Below are 16,077 nucleotides of genomic sequence, written 5' to 3'. Positions count from 1 at the left end.
AACAATTAATCCGCCAGTGCGGCTAACCACTCATCCAGCTGAGCGCTTTGCTGGAGCCAGTGGATCCAGGCTTGCTGCATGGCTTCGCGCAGGGCGATGCCGGACAGGCGGGTGTCGAGGCTCTGATTGAGGGCCAGCAGGTAGTTCTGGGTGGTGAGCTCGCCCTGTTGCCAGACACGTTTGAGCAGGGCGTCGTTATCGCTCAACGAGGGTTGCGCCAGTTGCTGCCAGTTGTCCCAGCGCTGCTGTTGTTGCTGCGCGTTGTCGAGCGCGCCTTGCAGGCGGGCACGGATTTCGTTGCGGGTTTTCTCCAGCAGGGCACGGCGGGCATCGCTGTCGGCCAGTGCCTTTTGGTAGGCAGGTTTGTCGGTGTTGAAGAATTTCAGCGGCAAGCTGAGGTCCACGCCCCACAGGTTGTCGTCACCCTCCTTGCCCACGTACACCCCCAGGGAGGGGTCCGCATTGCGCTGCTTGTTGGCGATGGTGACGCCCTGCTCGGCCAACGCCAGTTGCTGTTCCGCCAGCTGCAGATCGTAGTTGGCTGGCAGGCGCGCATCGGGCGAGCCCGTGAGGGCACCCGCTGAAGTGAAGCCGTCCTGTGGCAACCCATAGGCGGGAACGGACAACGCCATCACTTCGCGCAACCGGGTTTGTGCCCGGGTGGCGCTGGCTTCCGCTTCGGCCAGCGATTGCTGGGCCTGCCCCACCGATAGCAGGGTGAGGCTGGCATCCACCTGCCCCACATCACCGGCCTGCTGGCGACGGCGAATCAGCCCTGTGAGTTCGGTGAGCTGCTGCTCCTGCTGGCGGGCGGCCTGCAGTCGTGCCTGGGCGGCATCCCAGGCGACCAATGCCTGAAGCGATTGCGCCAACAGATCGGCCCGCGCCTTTTGCGCACGCAGGTCCGCCAGCGTCTGTCGCACTGCACTGACATCGCGACTGGCCCGCGCCTTGCCAGACCAGTCCAGAGTCTGGCTGAGGCCCACGGTCTGGGTAACCTCGGCACTGTCTTCATAGTTGATATTGAGATTGGGGTTATAGAGCGGTTGCTCTGCCCCACGGCTTTCTGCCAGCCACTGCTCCTGCCGTGCCTGGATAGCACGGCTGGCGGGCAACTGCTGGACTTGCTGGCGCACCCATTGCGCCCATTGCGATTGCGCTGCCGAATGCTGATCGACAGTCGCGCTGGCGGCCAATGGCGCGCCACACAGTACGGCCAGCATGACACTGACACGCACGAGGTAACGGCTTCCCATGGGAAGTCTCCTGATAATTCAGACACGATGAATCACAGTGAACGGCCCGATACGGGGCGCATCACTGCAAACGAAACGTCAGAACGATCAGGCGATAGGAGGGCGGAACGGGGATTCCGGGGGGGCTTCGGGAAGATCCGGGCGCCAGCCGAGCAGCGCGGTGACTGGCGCTGGCTGCTGCGCCGGCGGGCAATCAACGCCGGCCATGAAGCCATGGCACTGGCAGCAGTGCTCGGCACCCTGGTCGAGCACATCCAGCGGGGCACGGTCCTGCTGGTGACTGTCATCACTCAGGGACTGGGCATAGCCAGCTCCGGCATCATGTTCATGATGCACGGCATCGAGCACCAGCACATGGGTGCAGATGATCAGCAGCAATGTCCAGACCAGTACTTTCATGAAAGCCGCCAGCGGGTTGGGAATGCGTATCGTCGCCATGTATGGGACCACAGTCAAGCCGATGCGTTCCCTACGGTCATTCACAATCCGGAGCGATGCCGGCAAAGTAGCGCCCGTTTTCAACCAGACAGGGACAAACCACCATGAGCCGCCTTGATGTTGCCCGCGATGAAGTTCTTGCCCACCCGCTGCACCGTGCCTGCGAGCTGGAATTAATACAGGCCGGCGAAGGTACCAGCGAACTACGCTTTCAGGTGAATGACTTCACCACCAACCCCCTGGGTGCCCTGCACGGCGGGATTACCTATGCACTCATGGACGTGGCCTGCTTCTTTGCGGCGGTACCACTGCTGGAGGATGACCAGGCACCGGTCACTATTGAAACCCACAGCAGCGTACTTCGGGCAGCATTCAAGGGTGAGACGGTGATACTGCGAGGCAAGGCTGACCGGATCGGCCGCACCCTGGCTGCCATGCGGGCCGAAGCCTATGCCGTGAATGACGCCGGCGAAGAGCGCCTGATTGCCACCGGGTCGGTGACCAAGTCCATTATCAAATCCGCCTGATATCCCTGCGTTTATCCGTGTTTTTGCAGTGCTGCCGACCGGCGGTTAGCGGGGCTGCATGACTGGCCCTGTCCTGCCCGGGCCGTGAATTGTCTCTCCCCTTCTCCAGGCGTATCGTTCAAGTAAGGCCGGCGATTTGATCGGTCGTTTATTCACTGTGCCGGCAGGATGCCAGCACAGCCTGGCAGCAAGGGAGTTATCATGTATCAGATCATGCTCGTCGACGATGAGGACTACATCCTCAAAGCTCTGCACCGCACCCTGTCAATGAATACCGACTGGCAGGTGGAGACCTATCAAGACCCCCACGAGGCCCTGCGCCGTGCCCGCACCACGGTTTTCGATGCCGTTGTAACAGACTTCATGATGCCGGAGATGAACGGGGTGGATTTGTTGCAGGAAATTCGCGACCTGCAGCCGGATGCCATCCGCATTCTGCTCACCGGGGTGATTGATATCGAGACCGTCATGTCCGCCATCAATAAGGCTGGCGCTTTCCGCTTTATTCCCAAGCCCTGGGAAGACGACCAGCTTCTGGATGCACTTCGCGAAGGCATGAAGTTCCATGACATCTTATTGGAGAACCGCATCCTGGCGCAGAAGGTCCGCGAACAGGAAAAAGCCTTGCAGAGTTTGGGGCTTGGCGACTGAACTCACTCCAGGATATGCGGTAACAGGCCATGGACACTATCTGGGCATCGTCAGACATCATGGGCATCGAGGCACAGGGACTGTTCCTCATCGCCTCTACTGTGATCCTGCTGATCATTATTTTCTTCCTCTATAAAACCTACCGGACCTCCATGAATGTTGAGGCCCGGCTGAGTGAGTTTTCCTCGCTGACCCATGACACCTTTGGACGTCGGTTACGGCTGATTGAAGTGAATGCCGATGAACACAAGCTCAACAAACAGGCGCTAGGCCCCCTGGGCCGGATTATTGATGAGTACTGCGTGCTCACCACCAACCGCGATGGCGTGATCACGTTCGCCAACGGCAAGTTCCTTTCACTGAGCGGGTTTTCCTTTCAACAACTTATCGGCAAGCCGGAAACCGTGAATCATCCGGCAGCAGACAGGCTACCGTCCGGTGCAGGCGTCATGCAGTGCTCGCGGGCGCTTTCCGGTGTATGGAATGGCGAAGTCTGCAACCGCCGGGCGGACGGCTCGGTGTACTGGATGAACATGTTCCTGTTTCCGCTTTCCTATATCTCCGATGAGGATGACGGCTATATTTATTTCGGCACGGATATTACCGATATCAAGGCGGAGAATTCAGAACTGCAGCAGGCGGTGATGGACAAGGATCAGAAGCTCAACGAAGTGGAGTCCCTGTTGCTGCATTCCGAGAAAATGGCCTCACTGGGCACGATCTCGGCGGGCATTGCTCATGAGATCAACAACCCCATCGCGTTCCTATCCTCCAATATCAATCGCTGCAAGGAATATCTGGGCGCCCTGAGCGGGGTTATCCGCGGGCTGGAAAAGCGGATTACACCGGAGAAATTTGACCGCTTTCTGGCTATTGAGGGAGGCAATGTACCGGAAAGAAAAAAACTGGATTTCATTCTGGAAGATCAGGAAAGCCTGGTAAATGAAACCATGGAGGGCATTGACCGGATCAAGAAGATCATCCGCGATCTCAAGCATTTCTCTCACAACCAGCCGGACAAGTTTTCTTCCATTGATCTGGTGGAGTGCATTGATGCATCGCTGAACCTGGCCCATCACGAGTTGAAAAACCGGATTACGGTAAAGCGGGATATTCCTGAAAATTTACCGCCATTGCAGGGATCGGAAAGCCAGCTTTCCCAGGTTTTTATGAACCTGTTCGTCAACACAGCACAGGCGATACAGGGCAAGGGGGAAATCCACATTGATGTGACCTGCGATGACAACTGGTTCACGCTGTCCATCACGGATGACGGTCCGGGCATTCCCGGTGACAAGATTGACCAGATCTTCGAGCCCTTCTTTACCACCAAACCTATTGGACAAGGCACAGGATTGGGGCTGTCCATTTCCCATGACATCATCCAGCAGCATGGAGGCAGCATGTCGGTAAGCAGCCACCTGGGAGAAGGCACCACGTTCACTATCCAGCTACCACGCCGCCAGCGCGGTGAGGCTCATGCAGCCTGATATCCTCTATCAGATACGGGATGCGGACGGCGCCGAAGCCCGCATCCCGTTTCACTTGCAGGACGATCACTCCATTGCGGTGCCGGATGACTTTTCCCCTCCGGACTGGGCCAGGCTGGACTACCACCAATGCAGCCATTGCCCGTTAAGTACCGACACCCATAGCTATTGCCCGATTGCCCGCAACCTGGCCTATCTGCTGCCGCAACTGCCGCCAGGAGAATCCTACCAACCTATCTCCCTGGAAGTGAGAACCGAGCTGCGCAATTACCAGCAGGACACCACACTGCAACGGGCGCTGGGTTCCCTGTTCGGGTTGATTTGCGCCAGCAGTGACTGCCCCCATACCCGCTTTTTGCGGCCCATGGCACGCTTCCATCTTCCCCTCAGTTCCCATACGGAAACGCTGGTGCGCAGCACCAGTCTCTATCTGCTTCAGCAGATTGTGCAAAACAGGCAGGAAGATCAGGCCTCACTGGCGGGATTGAACGAACGCTACCAGACGCTGAACGAACTCAATCGCTGCTTCGTCAAGCGCTTCCAGGACCGTAATCTTTCGGATGCGCCGGTGAATGCCATGGTCTTGCTGAAGACCATTGCCCAGCATCTCAACTGGAATCTGGAGGATGACCTGGCGGAACTGGCGCCGCTGTTCGGTACAGCGGCGCCGGAAGAGACTACAAATCGTTTTTCCCCAGGTAACGATTAAGCACCATGCGCCACTCTTCCGTGGGCAGAATGGACAGCATGGCCAGATTGACCGGCTCTTGCAGGGGACTGCCGTTAGCCATGGCGAAAGCATAACTTTCTTCACGCACCAGATTCGGCAACACCAGCAGGCCCTTGTCGCCGCGGTCACGAATCAGGTGACGCATGACCGGGGCATCCGCCACCAACGCGTCCTGTTCCCCCAGGGCTACCGCACGCATGGCCTGTTGCAGGTTGGGGTACGCGGTGAATTGGATCCCGCGGGCGGCCAACCACTGCGCACCACTGGTGTTCTCCACACTGGCCACATTCACTCTTGGCAAATCTGCGGCCCCCTTGATACTGGTCTGCAGCTGGTTAACGGTAACACTGGAGGCGATGGCCGCCGTAAAACCGGAAATGGTGATGATGCTGACAAACATCCATACCAGCCCCAGTAAACGCCCTGCACGGCTTACCGGTGCCTTGTCGCCATATCCCACCGTGGTCATGGTCACGGCGGACCACCAGAAACCACTGCCAATGCCTTCTCCCATGGAACCGCCAAATTGCTCCGGATTTCGCTTGCGCTCAAACAGCCAGATCAGCACACCGACGATCAACAACACCAGCACCAGCGCCAGAACCGCAGAGAAGAACTTCCAGCTGAACAGACTCTGCAAGGTCATCAGCCAGCCACCCGGCTCGCTGCGAGTCATGATCCCGAGACCGCCCCGATACATGGGTTGCGAGAAGTCTAGCCGCCGCTCCCGGTCGGCGGTGACACTGATGGCACCCAGCGCCAGATCGATCTGCCCCTGTTCCACCGCAACCAGCATGTCGTTCACGGAGGGGTAGACCCGGTAGCGATAGTCCATCTCCGCCTGCTCGGCCACGTTCTCCCACAATTCCACACTGAGTCCGTCCCAGCGGTCACCGCTCTGGAAACTGAAGGGCGGCGAGGACTTCACCCCCACGGTCAGGGGCGCGGCCTGGGCCAGGGCCGCCATGGCCAACAACAGGCCGGTGGCCAAAACATGCAATCTGAGCGACATTATCCCTCCCGGGTAATTATGGATGGCTGTTTTGCGGAGACTGGCTTTCATCACACTGGCTACAGCCCTGTTTGCGTCACAGGGTAGCCGGGGGCATGGCATTCTGCCAGACGAGATCCCCATGGCGGCAGGCACAGCACTGCGAACACCCGGGCAACTCCCCGTGAGGGCTGTGGCATTCTCCGGACAGTGGCAGCCATCATCATTGGCTGTTGCGCTGAATCACTCCCTCAATCTGACCATCAGGAACACCAGCGATGACTGGCACTTGTTTGCCCTTGGCGACAACACCGCCCTGCGTGACCAGAACCTGATCCACCGACTCATGCCGGACTTACGCAAGGATTACCCCAACACCCGCCTCAGCGAACCCGGAAGCTCCGTGGTTCTACCCTGGCGCTTTGATGTGTCCGGCATGTTTGAACTACGCTGCGTGCGCGCAGACCACCAGGATCAGGAAGCGCCATTGGTGATTTTGGTGGACTCGCCAGCGCGGTGACTTTGCTGGCGCGGGTAGCTGGCATCCCCCCTGTGGGAGCTTGCCTGCAAGCGATTCGAGCCCAAGCGAGTCAATAAGTCTCGAGTGACGAAACGCGAGTTTCGAAGATCAAAACCTGGACGCCCGGAATGTTGGGGTTTCTCAACTCGACACTCGGAACTTGGGGGCCTCTGTGCTTTGGCCTCGCATGGGATCGGATCACCATGAAGGCCAAGATTCTGTTCGGGGCTCTGAAATCCTTACCTCGCTCGGGCTCGGATCGCGAGCAGGCTCGCTCCTACAGCAGCTTCGTAGCAATGTGGAAGCCCGGAGACTTTTTGGGTTTTTCTAATCCAGGCGTAGCTTGTAGCTTTTCTTCCCTGATACAAACAGCGTATCCAGGGATGAATTTTTGATGACATTCTCTCGAAACGTGACCCGTTTCATGCAAGACGACCTCATGCCCTGAATCGCATCACCCTTTTTGTCGCATTTCATCGTTACCCTGCCGGCCTGCACACATTACTTTCAGGGAGAAGGGAAATGAACACCAAGACATCACTCTCGCGCCGCGATCTCTTGAAGAAAGGGTCCACCGGCCTGGCCGCCCTGGCTGTGGGCCCCAGCCTTCTTGCCATCAGCCAACCTCTGTCCGCTCGCACCCTGTCTGACGTTGGCCCCTTGAGGGCTCCTGACGCCAACGGCATTCGTCTTCCTGAAGGATTTTCCTCTCGCATTGTGGCGGCGGCAGGACAGCGTGTACGACGCAGCTTCTGGAACCGAACCGGTTATCGCTGGCACAGCTATCCGGATGGCGGCGCCACTTTTTCCGCCCCGGATGGCGGCTGGGTATATGTGTCCAACAGCGAAACCATCAGCCTGCTTGGCGGTGGCGCCGGGGCGATCCGCTTCCATGCCGACGGCTCGGTGAATAATGCCTATCGCATTCTGGGCGGCACCAACATTAATTGCGCCGGCGGTCCCACTCCCTGGCAGACCTGGCTGTCCTGCGAAGAAACACAATGTGGCCGGGTATTCGAATGCGACCCATTCGGGGAACACCCGGCCCAGTTGCGCCGCGGTCTGGGGTATTTCAAGCATGAAGCCGCCGCCGTGGATCCGGTATTCGACAGGGTCTATCTCACGGAAGATGAAAGCGATGGCCGGTTCTACCGGTTTACGCCTGCTGGCAGAAACAGTGATGGCTCACTGAATCTGGACGACGGCCTGCTACAGGCCGCCGCCGTGGATGAACAGGGGTATGTAAGCTGGCTGGACGTGCCCAACCCGACCCCCAATCTGCTGGAAACGCCTACCCGGGAACAGCTGGCGGACAGCACCGCCTTTGATGGCGGCGAAGGTTGCTGGTACAGCCACGGCCATGTGTATTTCACCACCAAGGGGGACAACAAGGTATGGCGGCTGGATACCAACCTGAACCGTCTTGAGGTGATTTATGACGCCGCCACCTCGGCCAATCCGATTCTGACCGGCGTGGATAACCTGACTGTCTCCAGCGGCGGGGATGTGTTGGTGGCCGAAGACGGTGGCGACATGCAGATCGTGGTTATCGACAGTCAGGGTGAGGTAGCACCGCTGATTCAGGTCACCGGCCAGGATGATTCGGAAATCACCGGACCAGCCTTCAGCCCGGATGGCACGCGCCTGTATTTCAGTTCACAGCGTGGCAGCAATCTGTTTGGGGGCGGGAACGGTTTCGGCATCACCTACGAAATCACCGGTCCGTTCGAAAATTTCGTCACGCTGTAGCGTGCAGAAACCCTGTAGGAGCCCAGCTTGCCTGGGCGAATCGACGCGTTGCGAAAATCAGAACATCTGAACCTGAATGTTCTTTTCGCTTTTCGTAAAACGTAACTCGTTTCTGATATTCATTCGCCCAGGCAAGCTGGGCTCCTGCAAAAGCGGAACATAGTCCGGAAGGCGCTGCGCTTTCACGTGTTGCATGCTGCGTGAAACGTGATGCAGCCGCAGGGCGGCATAAAAAAAAGGTTCATCGCGGATTAGCGGGAAAGCAGATTGGTCAGACGTCTGAAGTCGGACGTCTGACGCAAAAGACAGAAAACCGGCAGCCCTCAAGCTCTTGCGCAATGCACCTGCCACTACGCTCACAAGCACTGCAAACCCGCAATGCTGTTCACTTAAGCTCAAGGTCTCTGTGGGAGCGTGCTTGCACGCGAATGGCGCGCTCTGAAATTAAGGCTTCGCGTGCGAGCACGCTCCCACAAAAAACCAAAATCACGACCTGAATGAACAGCATGACTGCAAACCCGGGGTTTGATTTGGGCGTCAGACTTCTGACGTCCGACCTTCGACCAGGCCGCTTAACTTTCCCTCAAATCCGCGAAGAGCCAAAAAAAAGCCCCGGCAAAAGGCCGGGGCAAGGGGAAAGCCGGTAGGTACCGGCAGACTCAGCGTTCGTTAACGGGGTTCGGCGTGTTCTTCCTTGACCCTGAACCAGGCCGCGTACAGGGCGGGCAGGAACAACAAGGTGAGACCGGTGGCAACGATCAGACCACCCATGATGGCCACCGCCATGGGGCCGAAGAATACGCTCCGTGACAACGGAATCATCGCCAGCACAGCGGTCAATGAAGTCAACACGATGGGACGGAAACGGCGCACCGTGGATTCAATGATCGCATCCCAAGCGGTCAGCCCCTGCGCCATATCCTGACCAATCTGGTCCACCAGAATCACCGCATTACGCATGATCATTCCCGCCAAAGCGATGGTGCCAAGCATGGCCACAAAACCAAACGGCTTCTGGAACAACAACAGGAAAAGGGTAACGCCGATCAACCCCAGCGGCGCAGTCACAAAGACCATCAGTGACAACGGCATGCTCCGTAGCTGCAACATCAACAAGGTAATCACCACCAGTACAAACAGGGGCATGCCTGCATTCACGGATTGCTGGCCACGGGCCGACTCTTCCACCGTGCCGCCCACTTCCAGCAGGTAACCCGGCGGCAGGTCTGCCTGCACCGCGGCAAGGGTCGGCATGATTTCGTTCACCAGCGTGGCCGGCAGCGCATCGTCGCCAATGTCCGCACGGATGGTCACCGTGGGTAACCGGTCCCGGTGCCAAATGATGCCCTCCTCAAAGCCATATTCCAGTGTCGCGATCTGGTTCAACGGCACCCGCCCGTTTTCCGTTTGTACGGCCAGGTTGCCAAGCAGCCCAAGGGCATGTCGCTCACGGCTGTCGCCGCGCACTTCCACATTAATCAGCTCGTTATCTTCCCTGAACTGGCTCACCACCACCCCGGACAGGGACGCCTGCAGCGCCACCGACAAATCCTGGGTGCTGATCCCCAGGGTCCGGGCTCGGTCCTGGTCCACGTTCAGGCGCACCACCTTGCTGGGCTCTTCCCAGTCCAGATGCGCGTTGATGGTATGCGGATTGGCACGCACTTTTTCCGCTACCCGGCGAGCCAACTCGCGCACCTGCGGAATGTGTTCACCGGAAACACGGAATTGCAGCGGGTAACCTACCGGCGGCCCGTTCTCCAGACGCGATACGCGACTACGTACTGTCGGGAACTGATCGTTGAGCAACTGAATCAGCCAGCTGCGCACTTCTTCCCGCTCTTCCACATTGCGAGTCAGGATCACAAACTGTGCCTGTGATGCGGCCGGCAACTTCTGATCCAGCGACAGATAGAAACGGGGCGACCCGCTTCCCATGTAGCCCACGTAATTTTCAATCAGCGGGTTTTCGCCAAGCTGGCTTTCCAGACGCAACGCCAATTCCTGGGTGGCATTGAGCGAGGCCCCTTCTTCCAGTTTCAGGTCCACCATCAGCTCCAGACGTCCTGAAGCCGGGAAGAATTGCTGCGGCACAAAACGGAACAGGAAGAGCGAGAAAAAGAAGATGCCGACCGTAATGGCGATTACCGTTTTGCGGTAACGCACACACCACTCCACCCATTGGCGGAACTTGCGGTAAAACGGTTTCTGGTAAGGGTCATGTACTTCGCCATCACGATTATGACGCACCAGGCTCGGCAGCAACTTGTCCCCCAGGTACGGCACAAAAACCACCGCTGCCACCCAGGATGCCAACAACGAAATCGTCACCACCTGGAAGATGGAGCGGGTGTATTCCCCGGTGCTGGATTCTGCCGTGGCAATGGGCAGGAAACCGGCCGCGGTGATCAGGGTACCGGTGAGCATGGGGAACGCGGTGCTGGTCCAGGCAAACCCCGCAGCCTTGAGGCGACTGAAGCCCTGTTCCATTTTGATGGCCATCATCTCCACCGCAATGATGGCATCGTCTACCATCAGCCCCAGGGCCAACACCAGTGCCCCCAGAGAAATCTTGTGCAGGCCGATATCGAAATACTTCATGGACGCAAAGGTGATCGCCAGCACCAGCGGAATGGACAGCGCCACCACCATGCCGGTGCGCCAACCCAACGAGAAGAAGCTCACCAGCAGCACGATGACCAACGCTTCCATCAGCACCTGAACGAATTCGCCCACACCGGCTTCCACCGCCGCCGGCTGATCGGAGACCTTGCGCAGCTCCATGCCAATGGGAAGGCTTTTCTGAAGTTCGGAAAACGCCTTGTCCAGGTTTTCACCCAGCTGGAGAATGTCCCCGCCTTCTTTCATGGAAACCGCAATGCCAATGGCATCTTCTCCCATGAAACGCATGCGAGGCTGGAACGGGTCACTGAAGCCACGGTACACATTGGCGATGTCGTCCAGACGCAGGGTGCGATTGTCAACCTGAATCGGGAAATTGCGAATGTCATCAACGCTGGTGAATTCGCCGGATACGCGCAGACGTACACGGTCGGTGGGGGTTTCAAAAAAACCGGCATCGGCAACCGTATTCTGCGACTGTAGTGCCTGCTGCACCGTTACCAGGGGAATCCCCAACGAGGCCAGTTTGGTGTTGGATATTTCTACCCAGACCTTTTCATCCTGCAGGCCAATCAGTTCCACCTTGCCCACATCGTCAACCCGTTGCAGCGTTAGCTGCAAACGGTCGGCGTAGTCTTTCATGATGGCGTAATCGAAGCCCTTGCCGGTGAGCGCATAGATATTGCCGAAGGTGGTACCGAACTCGTCATTGAAAAATGGACCACGCACATCCTGTGGCAGGGTGTGGCGGATATCGCCCACTTTCTTGCGCACCTGGTACCAGAGATCATCGATATCGGTTGAGCGCATTTCGTCCCGGGCCATGAACATGACCAGCGACTGGCCCGGCCGTGAGTAAGACTGGATGCGTTCGAAGTCACCGGTCTCCATCAATTTCTTTTCAATACGCTCGGTGATTTGCCGGGAGACTTCCTCGGCACTGGCACCGGGCCACAGGGTATTGATGGTCATCACCTTGAAGGTGAACGGCGGATCTTCACTCTGGCCAAGATTGGCGTAGGAAATCGCCCCGATGGCACCGAGCAACAGCATGGCATAGAGCACCAGCGCGCGGTTTTTCAGTGCCCATTCCGACAGGTTGAACGACATGGTGAGTTCCCCTTATTCGCCCTGGTCGACAGCGTCATCCGCCGGCTCGGCCGGGGCTTGTTCCTGCCGCGGCGCCTCTGCGGTCGCGGTGAGTTCCACCTGACGGTTCTGGCGATCTACGGGAATCACCATCTGGCCATTGCGCACCAGATGAGTGCCAGCGGCCACAATCCAGTCATCGGCCTGCAAGCCGGACACCACCGGCACCACCTGCTCCTGGTAAGGGCCCACTTCCACCGGGGTTTTTACCAGGGTGCTGTTGTCCGGATTCACCACCCACACATAGGTGGCGTCTTCTTCCGCGGTCAGGGCGGAGAGAGGAATGCTGAGCACGTCATTCTCTGCCCCGCTGACAAACACCCGGGCAGACTGACCAAGCTCCGCACCGACCTGGTCGTTGTCGAACGCGACCCGCGCTTCATAAGTTCGCGAACGGGGGTCCGCCGCAGGCGACAGCTCCCGCAGGTGGCCGGGGAAGACCTGCCCCGGACGGGACCACAGCTCGATGGCCACCGCCATGCCAATGGTAAACCGGCCCACGTCCTGCTCCGGCAGATCAATGCGCACTTCACGGTCACCATCGGCAGCCAGCACAAAGACCGTCTGCCCGGCAGCCACTACCTGCCCGGCTTCCGCCAGGCGCTGGGCAATCACACCGTCACGAGGGGCCTTGAGAGAGGCGTAGTCCGCCTGATTGCGAGCCACATTCAGATTGGCACGAGCCTGACGCAGCTGGGCGGTACTGGCATCAAAGCGGCTTTCGAAAGAATCAAACTGGGACCGGCTGATCACTTTGCGCTCCAACAATTCGCGATAGCGCTCCAGCTCGCTTTTGGCTAACTTGTGATCCGCCTGGGCAGAGGCAAACTGGGCCCGGGCCGCATCCAGCTGCAAGCGCACATCGTCGGTATCCAGCTTGGCCAGACTGGTGCCCTTACTGACCCTGTCACCCACATCCACCTGCCGCTGGCTGATCTTGCCACCAATGCGGAAGCCCAACTGGGGCTCATAACGTGCCCGGATTTCGCCCGGGAACACATCCTGCCCCACATTGGCCGATAACGGCTGGGTCACCAGCGCCGGACGTGGAATCTCGTTGTGGTTGGCGTCCCCATCGGAACAGCCCTGTAAAGCCAACAAACCGGCCAGCAGGCCAGGGAAAACGGTGTTACGCAACATGTGAGCACCCTCAGTCACCGGCTATTGCCGGTATGCTATACTGACCGGTATAGTAAATTTACTAAACTGAACCGTCCAGTATTGAAATTATGAGCACTTCTGTCGCCGCGGCCAACCGCGGCCGCCCCAAGGACCCCGCCAAACGCACAGCCATTCTGGACGCGGCCAAGCGCCTGTTCCTCAGTGGCGGCTTCAGCGGCACCAGTATGGATGCGGTGGCAAAGGAGGCTGGCGTCTCCAAACTTACGGTTTATAGCCACTTCAGCGACAAGGAAACGTTATTTTCTGCCGCGGTAGAGGCGAAATGTCACAACACCCTACCGGAACCGCTGTTCGATCTGGACGTGTCCATTCCCATCCGCGCCAGCCTGACCCGCATTGGCCTGGCCTTTGTGGAGCTGATCCACAGCAAGGAAGTGGTGGCTCTGGAGCGGCTGATGTGCGCCATGGCGACCCAGGATCCTCAGATGTCGCGCCTGTTCTTCGAAGCGGGCCCGCAACGCACGCTCAACGCCATGGAAAACCTGATCAACCGGGCCAACGAGGCCGGCCTGCTGGCCACCCCGGACCCGAAGCACGCTGCGGAGAGTTTCTTTTCCCTGCTCCAGGGCTGCGAGCATATGCGTACCCTGATCGGCATCCGTGAGCCCATGACCGCCATTGAAGCCCAGCCCCATGTAGAGCGCGCCGTGGACATGTTCCTGCGCGCCAATGGCCCTGAACGCCAGGACTGACCAACAGCACTCACCATTGCATCACATACCTCATTTGGGTGACGCGCTCGCCCCGCGGCTTCGCTAACCTGTCTGGCAGGGAATGAAACGCAACGGGAGCAAACTATGAAAAAGGTACTGGGAATGGCCATCCTGCTGTCTTCACAGCTGGCAGTGGCGGATTACTCTTCTTCGGTGGACAGCGATACCTGCTGGGACGGCCTTACCTCTACCGGCGGGCCCTGCATGGTGGTGGCAGACGCCAAATGGAGCACTTACACCGATGGCAAGTTCATCGTCACCTACCGCAATGTCTGCAGTCACCGCATCTACGCGCGGTTCTGCAACGAGCGCAATTCCGGTTCTGAGGATTGTGGCGCTTCCGGCATTTCAGCCGGCAGCACCAAGTCATGGAGCACCTACAAGGCCAATGGCCGATACAGCTATAACTGGGTTGGTGTCACCAAAGCCTCCAAGGACTGGGTCTGCTCCGGCAAGGTGAGTGGCTGGCACGACTGAATACGGAACTGAATTTCCTCGTTTGAACCGGCCTTCTGGCCGGTTTTTTTTGCCGCTTGAAGGCCGCTCTGCGGCTGCAACACGCATCACGCAAAGGCCACACCCGCGCCGGGAAACCATACAAGCGTGCTTGCACGCGAAGGGCTTGACGTCACCAACAGGATTCGCGTGCAGGCACGCTCCCACAACCCAGCTCTCCCGGTTTTGGTTTCGGCTTTTAGCGTCAGGCGTCTGGCATCCAGCGTCTGGCGGCCGTTTTCACCCATAAAAAAAGGGCGCCTTTCAAGGCGCCCTTTTTTTATGGGTGAAACGGCGAGATTACTCGTCGCCTTTCACGTCCAGCAGCTCGATTTCAAAAATCAGCACCTGGTTCGGGCCGATGTCGCTGCCCGGGCCTGCGCCCTGCTCGCCGTAACCCAGTTCCGGCGGCAGCACGATCTTCCACTTGTCACCTTCCTTCATCATGGGCAGAGCTTCCTGCCAACCCTTGACGATCTGCTTGAGACCGAAGGAGGCCGGCTGGCCACGCTCTACGGAGCTGTCGAATACGGTGCCATCGGGCAGGGTGCCGTGGTAGTGCACTTCCACGGTGTCTTCCAGGGTCGGAGACCGGGCACCCTCTTCACCGGCAGTCAGCACTTCATACTGGAGACCACTTTCGGTCACGGTCACACCGTCACGCTGGGCGTTCTCTTCCAGAAAAGCCGCGCCCTCTTCCTTGTTCTTGGCGCCCGCTTCTTCCATGTCTTTCTGCTGCTGCTCCATGGCTTCCTTCATTTTTTCCTGCTGCGCTTCCATTACGCGCTGCTGGAATGCCTGCAGGGCAGCCTGCATTTCTTCGTCGGTCAGCTCGCCTTGCGGATTTTCCTGCAGGCCATCCTTGAGACCGGCAATGAAAGCCTCCTTGTCCAGCACACCCAGCTGCTGCATCTGCTCTGCACTCACAAAGCCCAGCGCGTAGGAGCCTTTCTGGTTGTCAGTGTCCAGCTCGGCTTTTTCCTGGCCACAGGCCGCCAGCAGTACGGTACCTGCCAGCACGATTCCCAACTTCTTCATTCTGCCTCCAAATGGACTCATCTTATTGTGTATTCATTCCCCCAGGCCGGACTGAAAAACGATCATCGGGCCTGGATTGTCATCTCTTCTGCGTCTACCCCCGGGGGCGGAATCTGGCCATACTGCCAGTTTCCCTGCGGGTCACGCCAGCGGAAGAGTGTGGTTTGTTCCGATTTATTGACCAAACTTTCCACTCCACCGTCCAGCAACTGGTCTGGGTCCTGCCAGTTGTCTTCAACCTGTTGCCAATTGAGCAGAGGCTTGCCGTTCTCCAATGGCACGAAGAACAGCGCAGCTACAACAGCGGCAATCAACACCAGCAGAATCAGGAAATAACGCATGACGCTTTCATCCCCAGTTAAGACAGGAAAACCACTGAAGGTTCCCCGGTGATGGCAAATCGCCTCACAATTTACACCACTTTCATAACAAATGGGGTACTGTGGTGGTTTGTGAGCGGGGTCACTCTTTCTATCACTGCATGTGCATCCCCTGGCACGAGGGGTAGAATCATACGAAATATTTG

16 protein-coding genes are annotated in these 16,077 nt (G+C 58.3%); 8 read left to right on the top strand and 8 right to left on the bottom strand.

The window, feature by feature from the left end; genetic code table 11:
- Nucleotides 1-5: 5 nt before the first annotated feature.
- Together HF945_RS00510 and HF945_RS00505 are read right to left on the bottom strand one after the other, a co-directional pair.
- Nucleotides 6-1,256: a TolC family protein gene (locus HF945_RS00510; RefSeq protein ID WP_290523881.1), complete on the bottom strand. Its 1,251-nt coding sequence runs from the start codon at nucleotides 1,254-1,256 to the stop codon at nucleotides 6-8.
- An 87-nt stretch (nucleotides 1,257-1,343) separates the two neighbouring features.
- Nucleotides 1,344-1,694, bottom strand: coding sequence for a hypothetical protein (locus HF945_RS00505; RefSeq protein WP_290523880.1), 351 nt, complete (start codon nucleotides 1,692-1,694; stop codon nucleotides 1,344-1,346).
- Between the two features lie 104 nt (nucleotides 1,695-1,798).
- Between HF945_RS00505 and HF945_RS00500 the strand changes: the two genes are divergently transcribed.
- The 4 genes from HF945_RS00500 (at nucleotide 1,799) to HF945_RS00485 (ending at nucleotide 5,071) form a co-directional block, all read left to right on the top strand.
- Complete coding sequence (locus HF945_RS00500) at nucleotides 1,799-2,221, top strand: PaaI family thioesterase (protein ID WP_290523879.1); 423 nt, start codon at nucleotides 1,799-1,801, stop codon at nucleotides 2,219-2,221.
- Between the two features lie 201 nt (nucleotides 2,222-2,422).
- Nucleotides 2,423-2,872 carry a response regulator gene (locus tag HF945_RS00495; protein WP_290523878.1) on the top strand — a complete coding sequence of 150 codons (450 nt, stop codon included), beginning with the start codon at nucleotides 2,423-2,425 and terminating at the stop codon, nucleotides 2,870-2,872.
- A gap of 29 nt (nucleotides 2,873-2,901) precedes the next feature.
- Nucleotides 2,902-4,362: an ATP-binding protein gene (locus HF945_RS00490; RefSeq protein WP_290523877.1), complete on the top strand. Its 1,461-nt coding sequence runs from the start codon at nucleotides 2,902-2,904 to the stop codon at nucleotides 4,360-4,362.
- Nucleotides 4,352-5,071 (top strand): hypothetical protein, encoded by a 720-nt coding sequence (locus HF945_RS00485; RefSeq protein ID WP_290523876.1) that lies wholly within the window; start codon nucleotides 4,352-4,354, stop codon nucleotides 5,069-5,071. The genes HF945_RS00490 and HF945_RS00485 overlap by 11 nt, the downstream gene beginning before the upstream one ends.
- On the opposite strand, the gene HF945_RS00480 is transcribed toward HF945_RS00485, so the two are convergent.
- On the bottom strand, nucleotides 5,040-6,104 hold the full coding sequence (locus HF945_RS00480; protein ID WP_290523875.1) for a transporter substrate-binding domain-containing protein: 1,065 nt from the start codon (nucleotides 6,102-6,104) through the stop codon (nucleotides 5,040-5,042). The genes HF945_RS00485 and HF945_RS00480 overlap by 32 nt on opposite strands.
- Before the next feature lie 22 nt (nucleotides 6,105-6,126).
- Between HF945_RS00480 and HF945_RS00475 the strand changes: the two genes are divergently transcribed.
- Both HF945_RS00475 and HF945_RS00470 read left to right on the top strand, forming a co-directional pair.
- The gene (locus tag HF945_RS00475) at nucleotides 6,127-6,603 is read left to right on the top strand and encodes a hypothetical protein (RefSeq protein ID WP_290523874.1); all 477 of its coding nucleotides are present in this window, start codon (nucleotides 6,127-6,129) and stop codon (nucleotides 6,601-6,603) included.
- Nucleotides 6,604-7,125: 522 nt separating this feature from the next.
- A complete protein-coding gene (locus HF945_RS00470) occupies nucleotides 7,126-8,352 on the top strand; it encodes an alkaline phosphatase PhoX (protein ID WP_290523873.1) in 1,227 nt (408 codons plus the stop codon).
- 57 nt (nucleotides 8,353-8,409) lie between these two features.
- On the opposite strand, the gene HF945_RS00465 is transcribed toward HF945_RS00470, so the two are convergent.
- The 3 genes from HF945_RS00465 to HF945_RS00455 all read right to left on the bottom strand — a co-directional run bounded on the left by HF945_RS00465 (nucleotide 8,410) and on the right by HF945_RS00455 (nucleotide 13,263).
- The gene (locus tag HF945_RS00465) at nucleotides 8,410-8,712 is read right to left on the bottom strand and encodes a hypothetical protein (RefSeq protein ID WP_290523872.1); all 303 of its coding nucleotides are present in this window, start codon (nucleotides 8,710-8,712) and stop codon (nucleotides 8,410-8,412) included.
- A 309-nt stretch (nucleotides 8,713-9,021) separates the two neighbouring features.
- Nucleotides 9,022-12,084: an efflux RND transporter permease subunit gene (locus tag HF945_RS00460; protein WP_290523871.1), complete on the bottom strand. Its 3,063-nt coding sequence runs from the start codon at nucleotides 12,082-12,084 to the stop codon at nucleotides 9,022-9,024.
- Between the two features lie 12 nt (nucleotides 12,085-12,096).
- Nucleotides 12,097-13,263, bottom strand: a complete 1,167-nt coding sequence (locus tag HF945_RS00455; protein WP_290523870.1) for an efflux RND transporter periplasmic adaptor subunit — start codon at nucleotides 13,261-13,263, stop codon at nucleotides 12,097-12,099.
- Between the two features lie 89 nt (nucleotides 13,264-13,352).
- On the opposite strand from HF945_RS00455, the gene HF945_RS00450 reads away from it, so the two are divergent.
- Complete coding sequence (locus tag HF945_RS00450) at nucleotides 13,353-13,997, top strand: TetR/AcrR family transcriptional regulator (protein ID WP_290523869.1); 645 nt, start codon at nucleotides 13,353-13,355, stop codon at nucleotides 13,995-13,997.
- A gap of 105 nt (nucleotides 13,998-14,102) precedes the next feature.
- The gene (locus HF945_RS00445) at nucleotides 14,103-14,495 is read left to right on the top strand and encodes a hypothetical protein (protein WP_290523868.1); all 393 of its coding nucleotides are present in this window, start codon (nucleotides 14,103-14,105) and stop codon (nucleotides 14,493-14,495) included.
- 318 nt (nucleotides 14,496-14,813) lie between these two features.
- Here HF945_RS00445 and HF945_RS00440 read toward each other — a convergent pair whose 3' ends face one another.
- Both HF945_RS00440 and HF945_RS00435 read right to left on the bottom strand, forming a co-directional pair.
- Nucleotides 14,814-15,551, bottom strand: a complete 738-nt coding sequence (locus HF945_RS00440) for an FKBP-type peptidyl-prolyl cis-trans isomerase (protein WP_290523867.1) — start codon at nucleotides 15,549-15,551, stop codon at nucleotides 14,814-14,816.
- 62 nt (nucleotides 15,552-15,613) lie between these two features.
- A complete protein-coding gene (locus HF945_RS00435; RefSeq protein ID WP_290523866.1) occupies nucleotides 15,614-15,892 on the bottom strand; it encodes a DUF4124 domain-containing protein in 279 nt (92 codons plus the stop codon).
- Between the last annotated feature and the right edge of the window lie 185 nt (nucleotides 15,893-16,077).

It is taken from the genome of Alcanivorax sp. (assembly GCF_017794965.1).
In the GTDB taxonomy this organism is placed as follows: Bacteria; Pseudomonadota; Gammaproteobacteria; order Pseudomonadales; family Alcanivoracaceae; genus Alcanivorax.
Note: the sequence above shows the minus strand (reverse complement) of the source record. Positions and strands in the feature narration are given on the sequence as shown.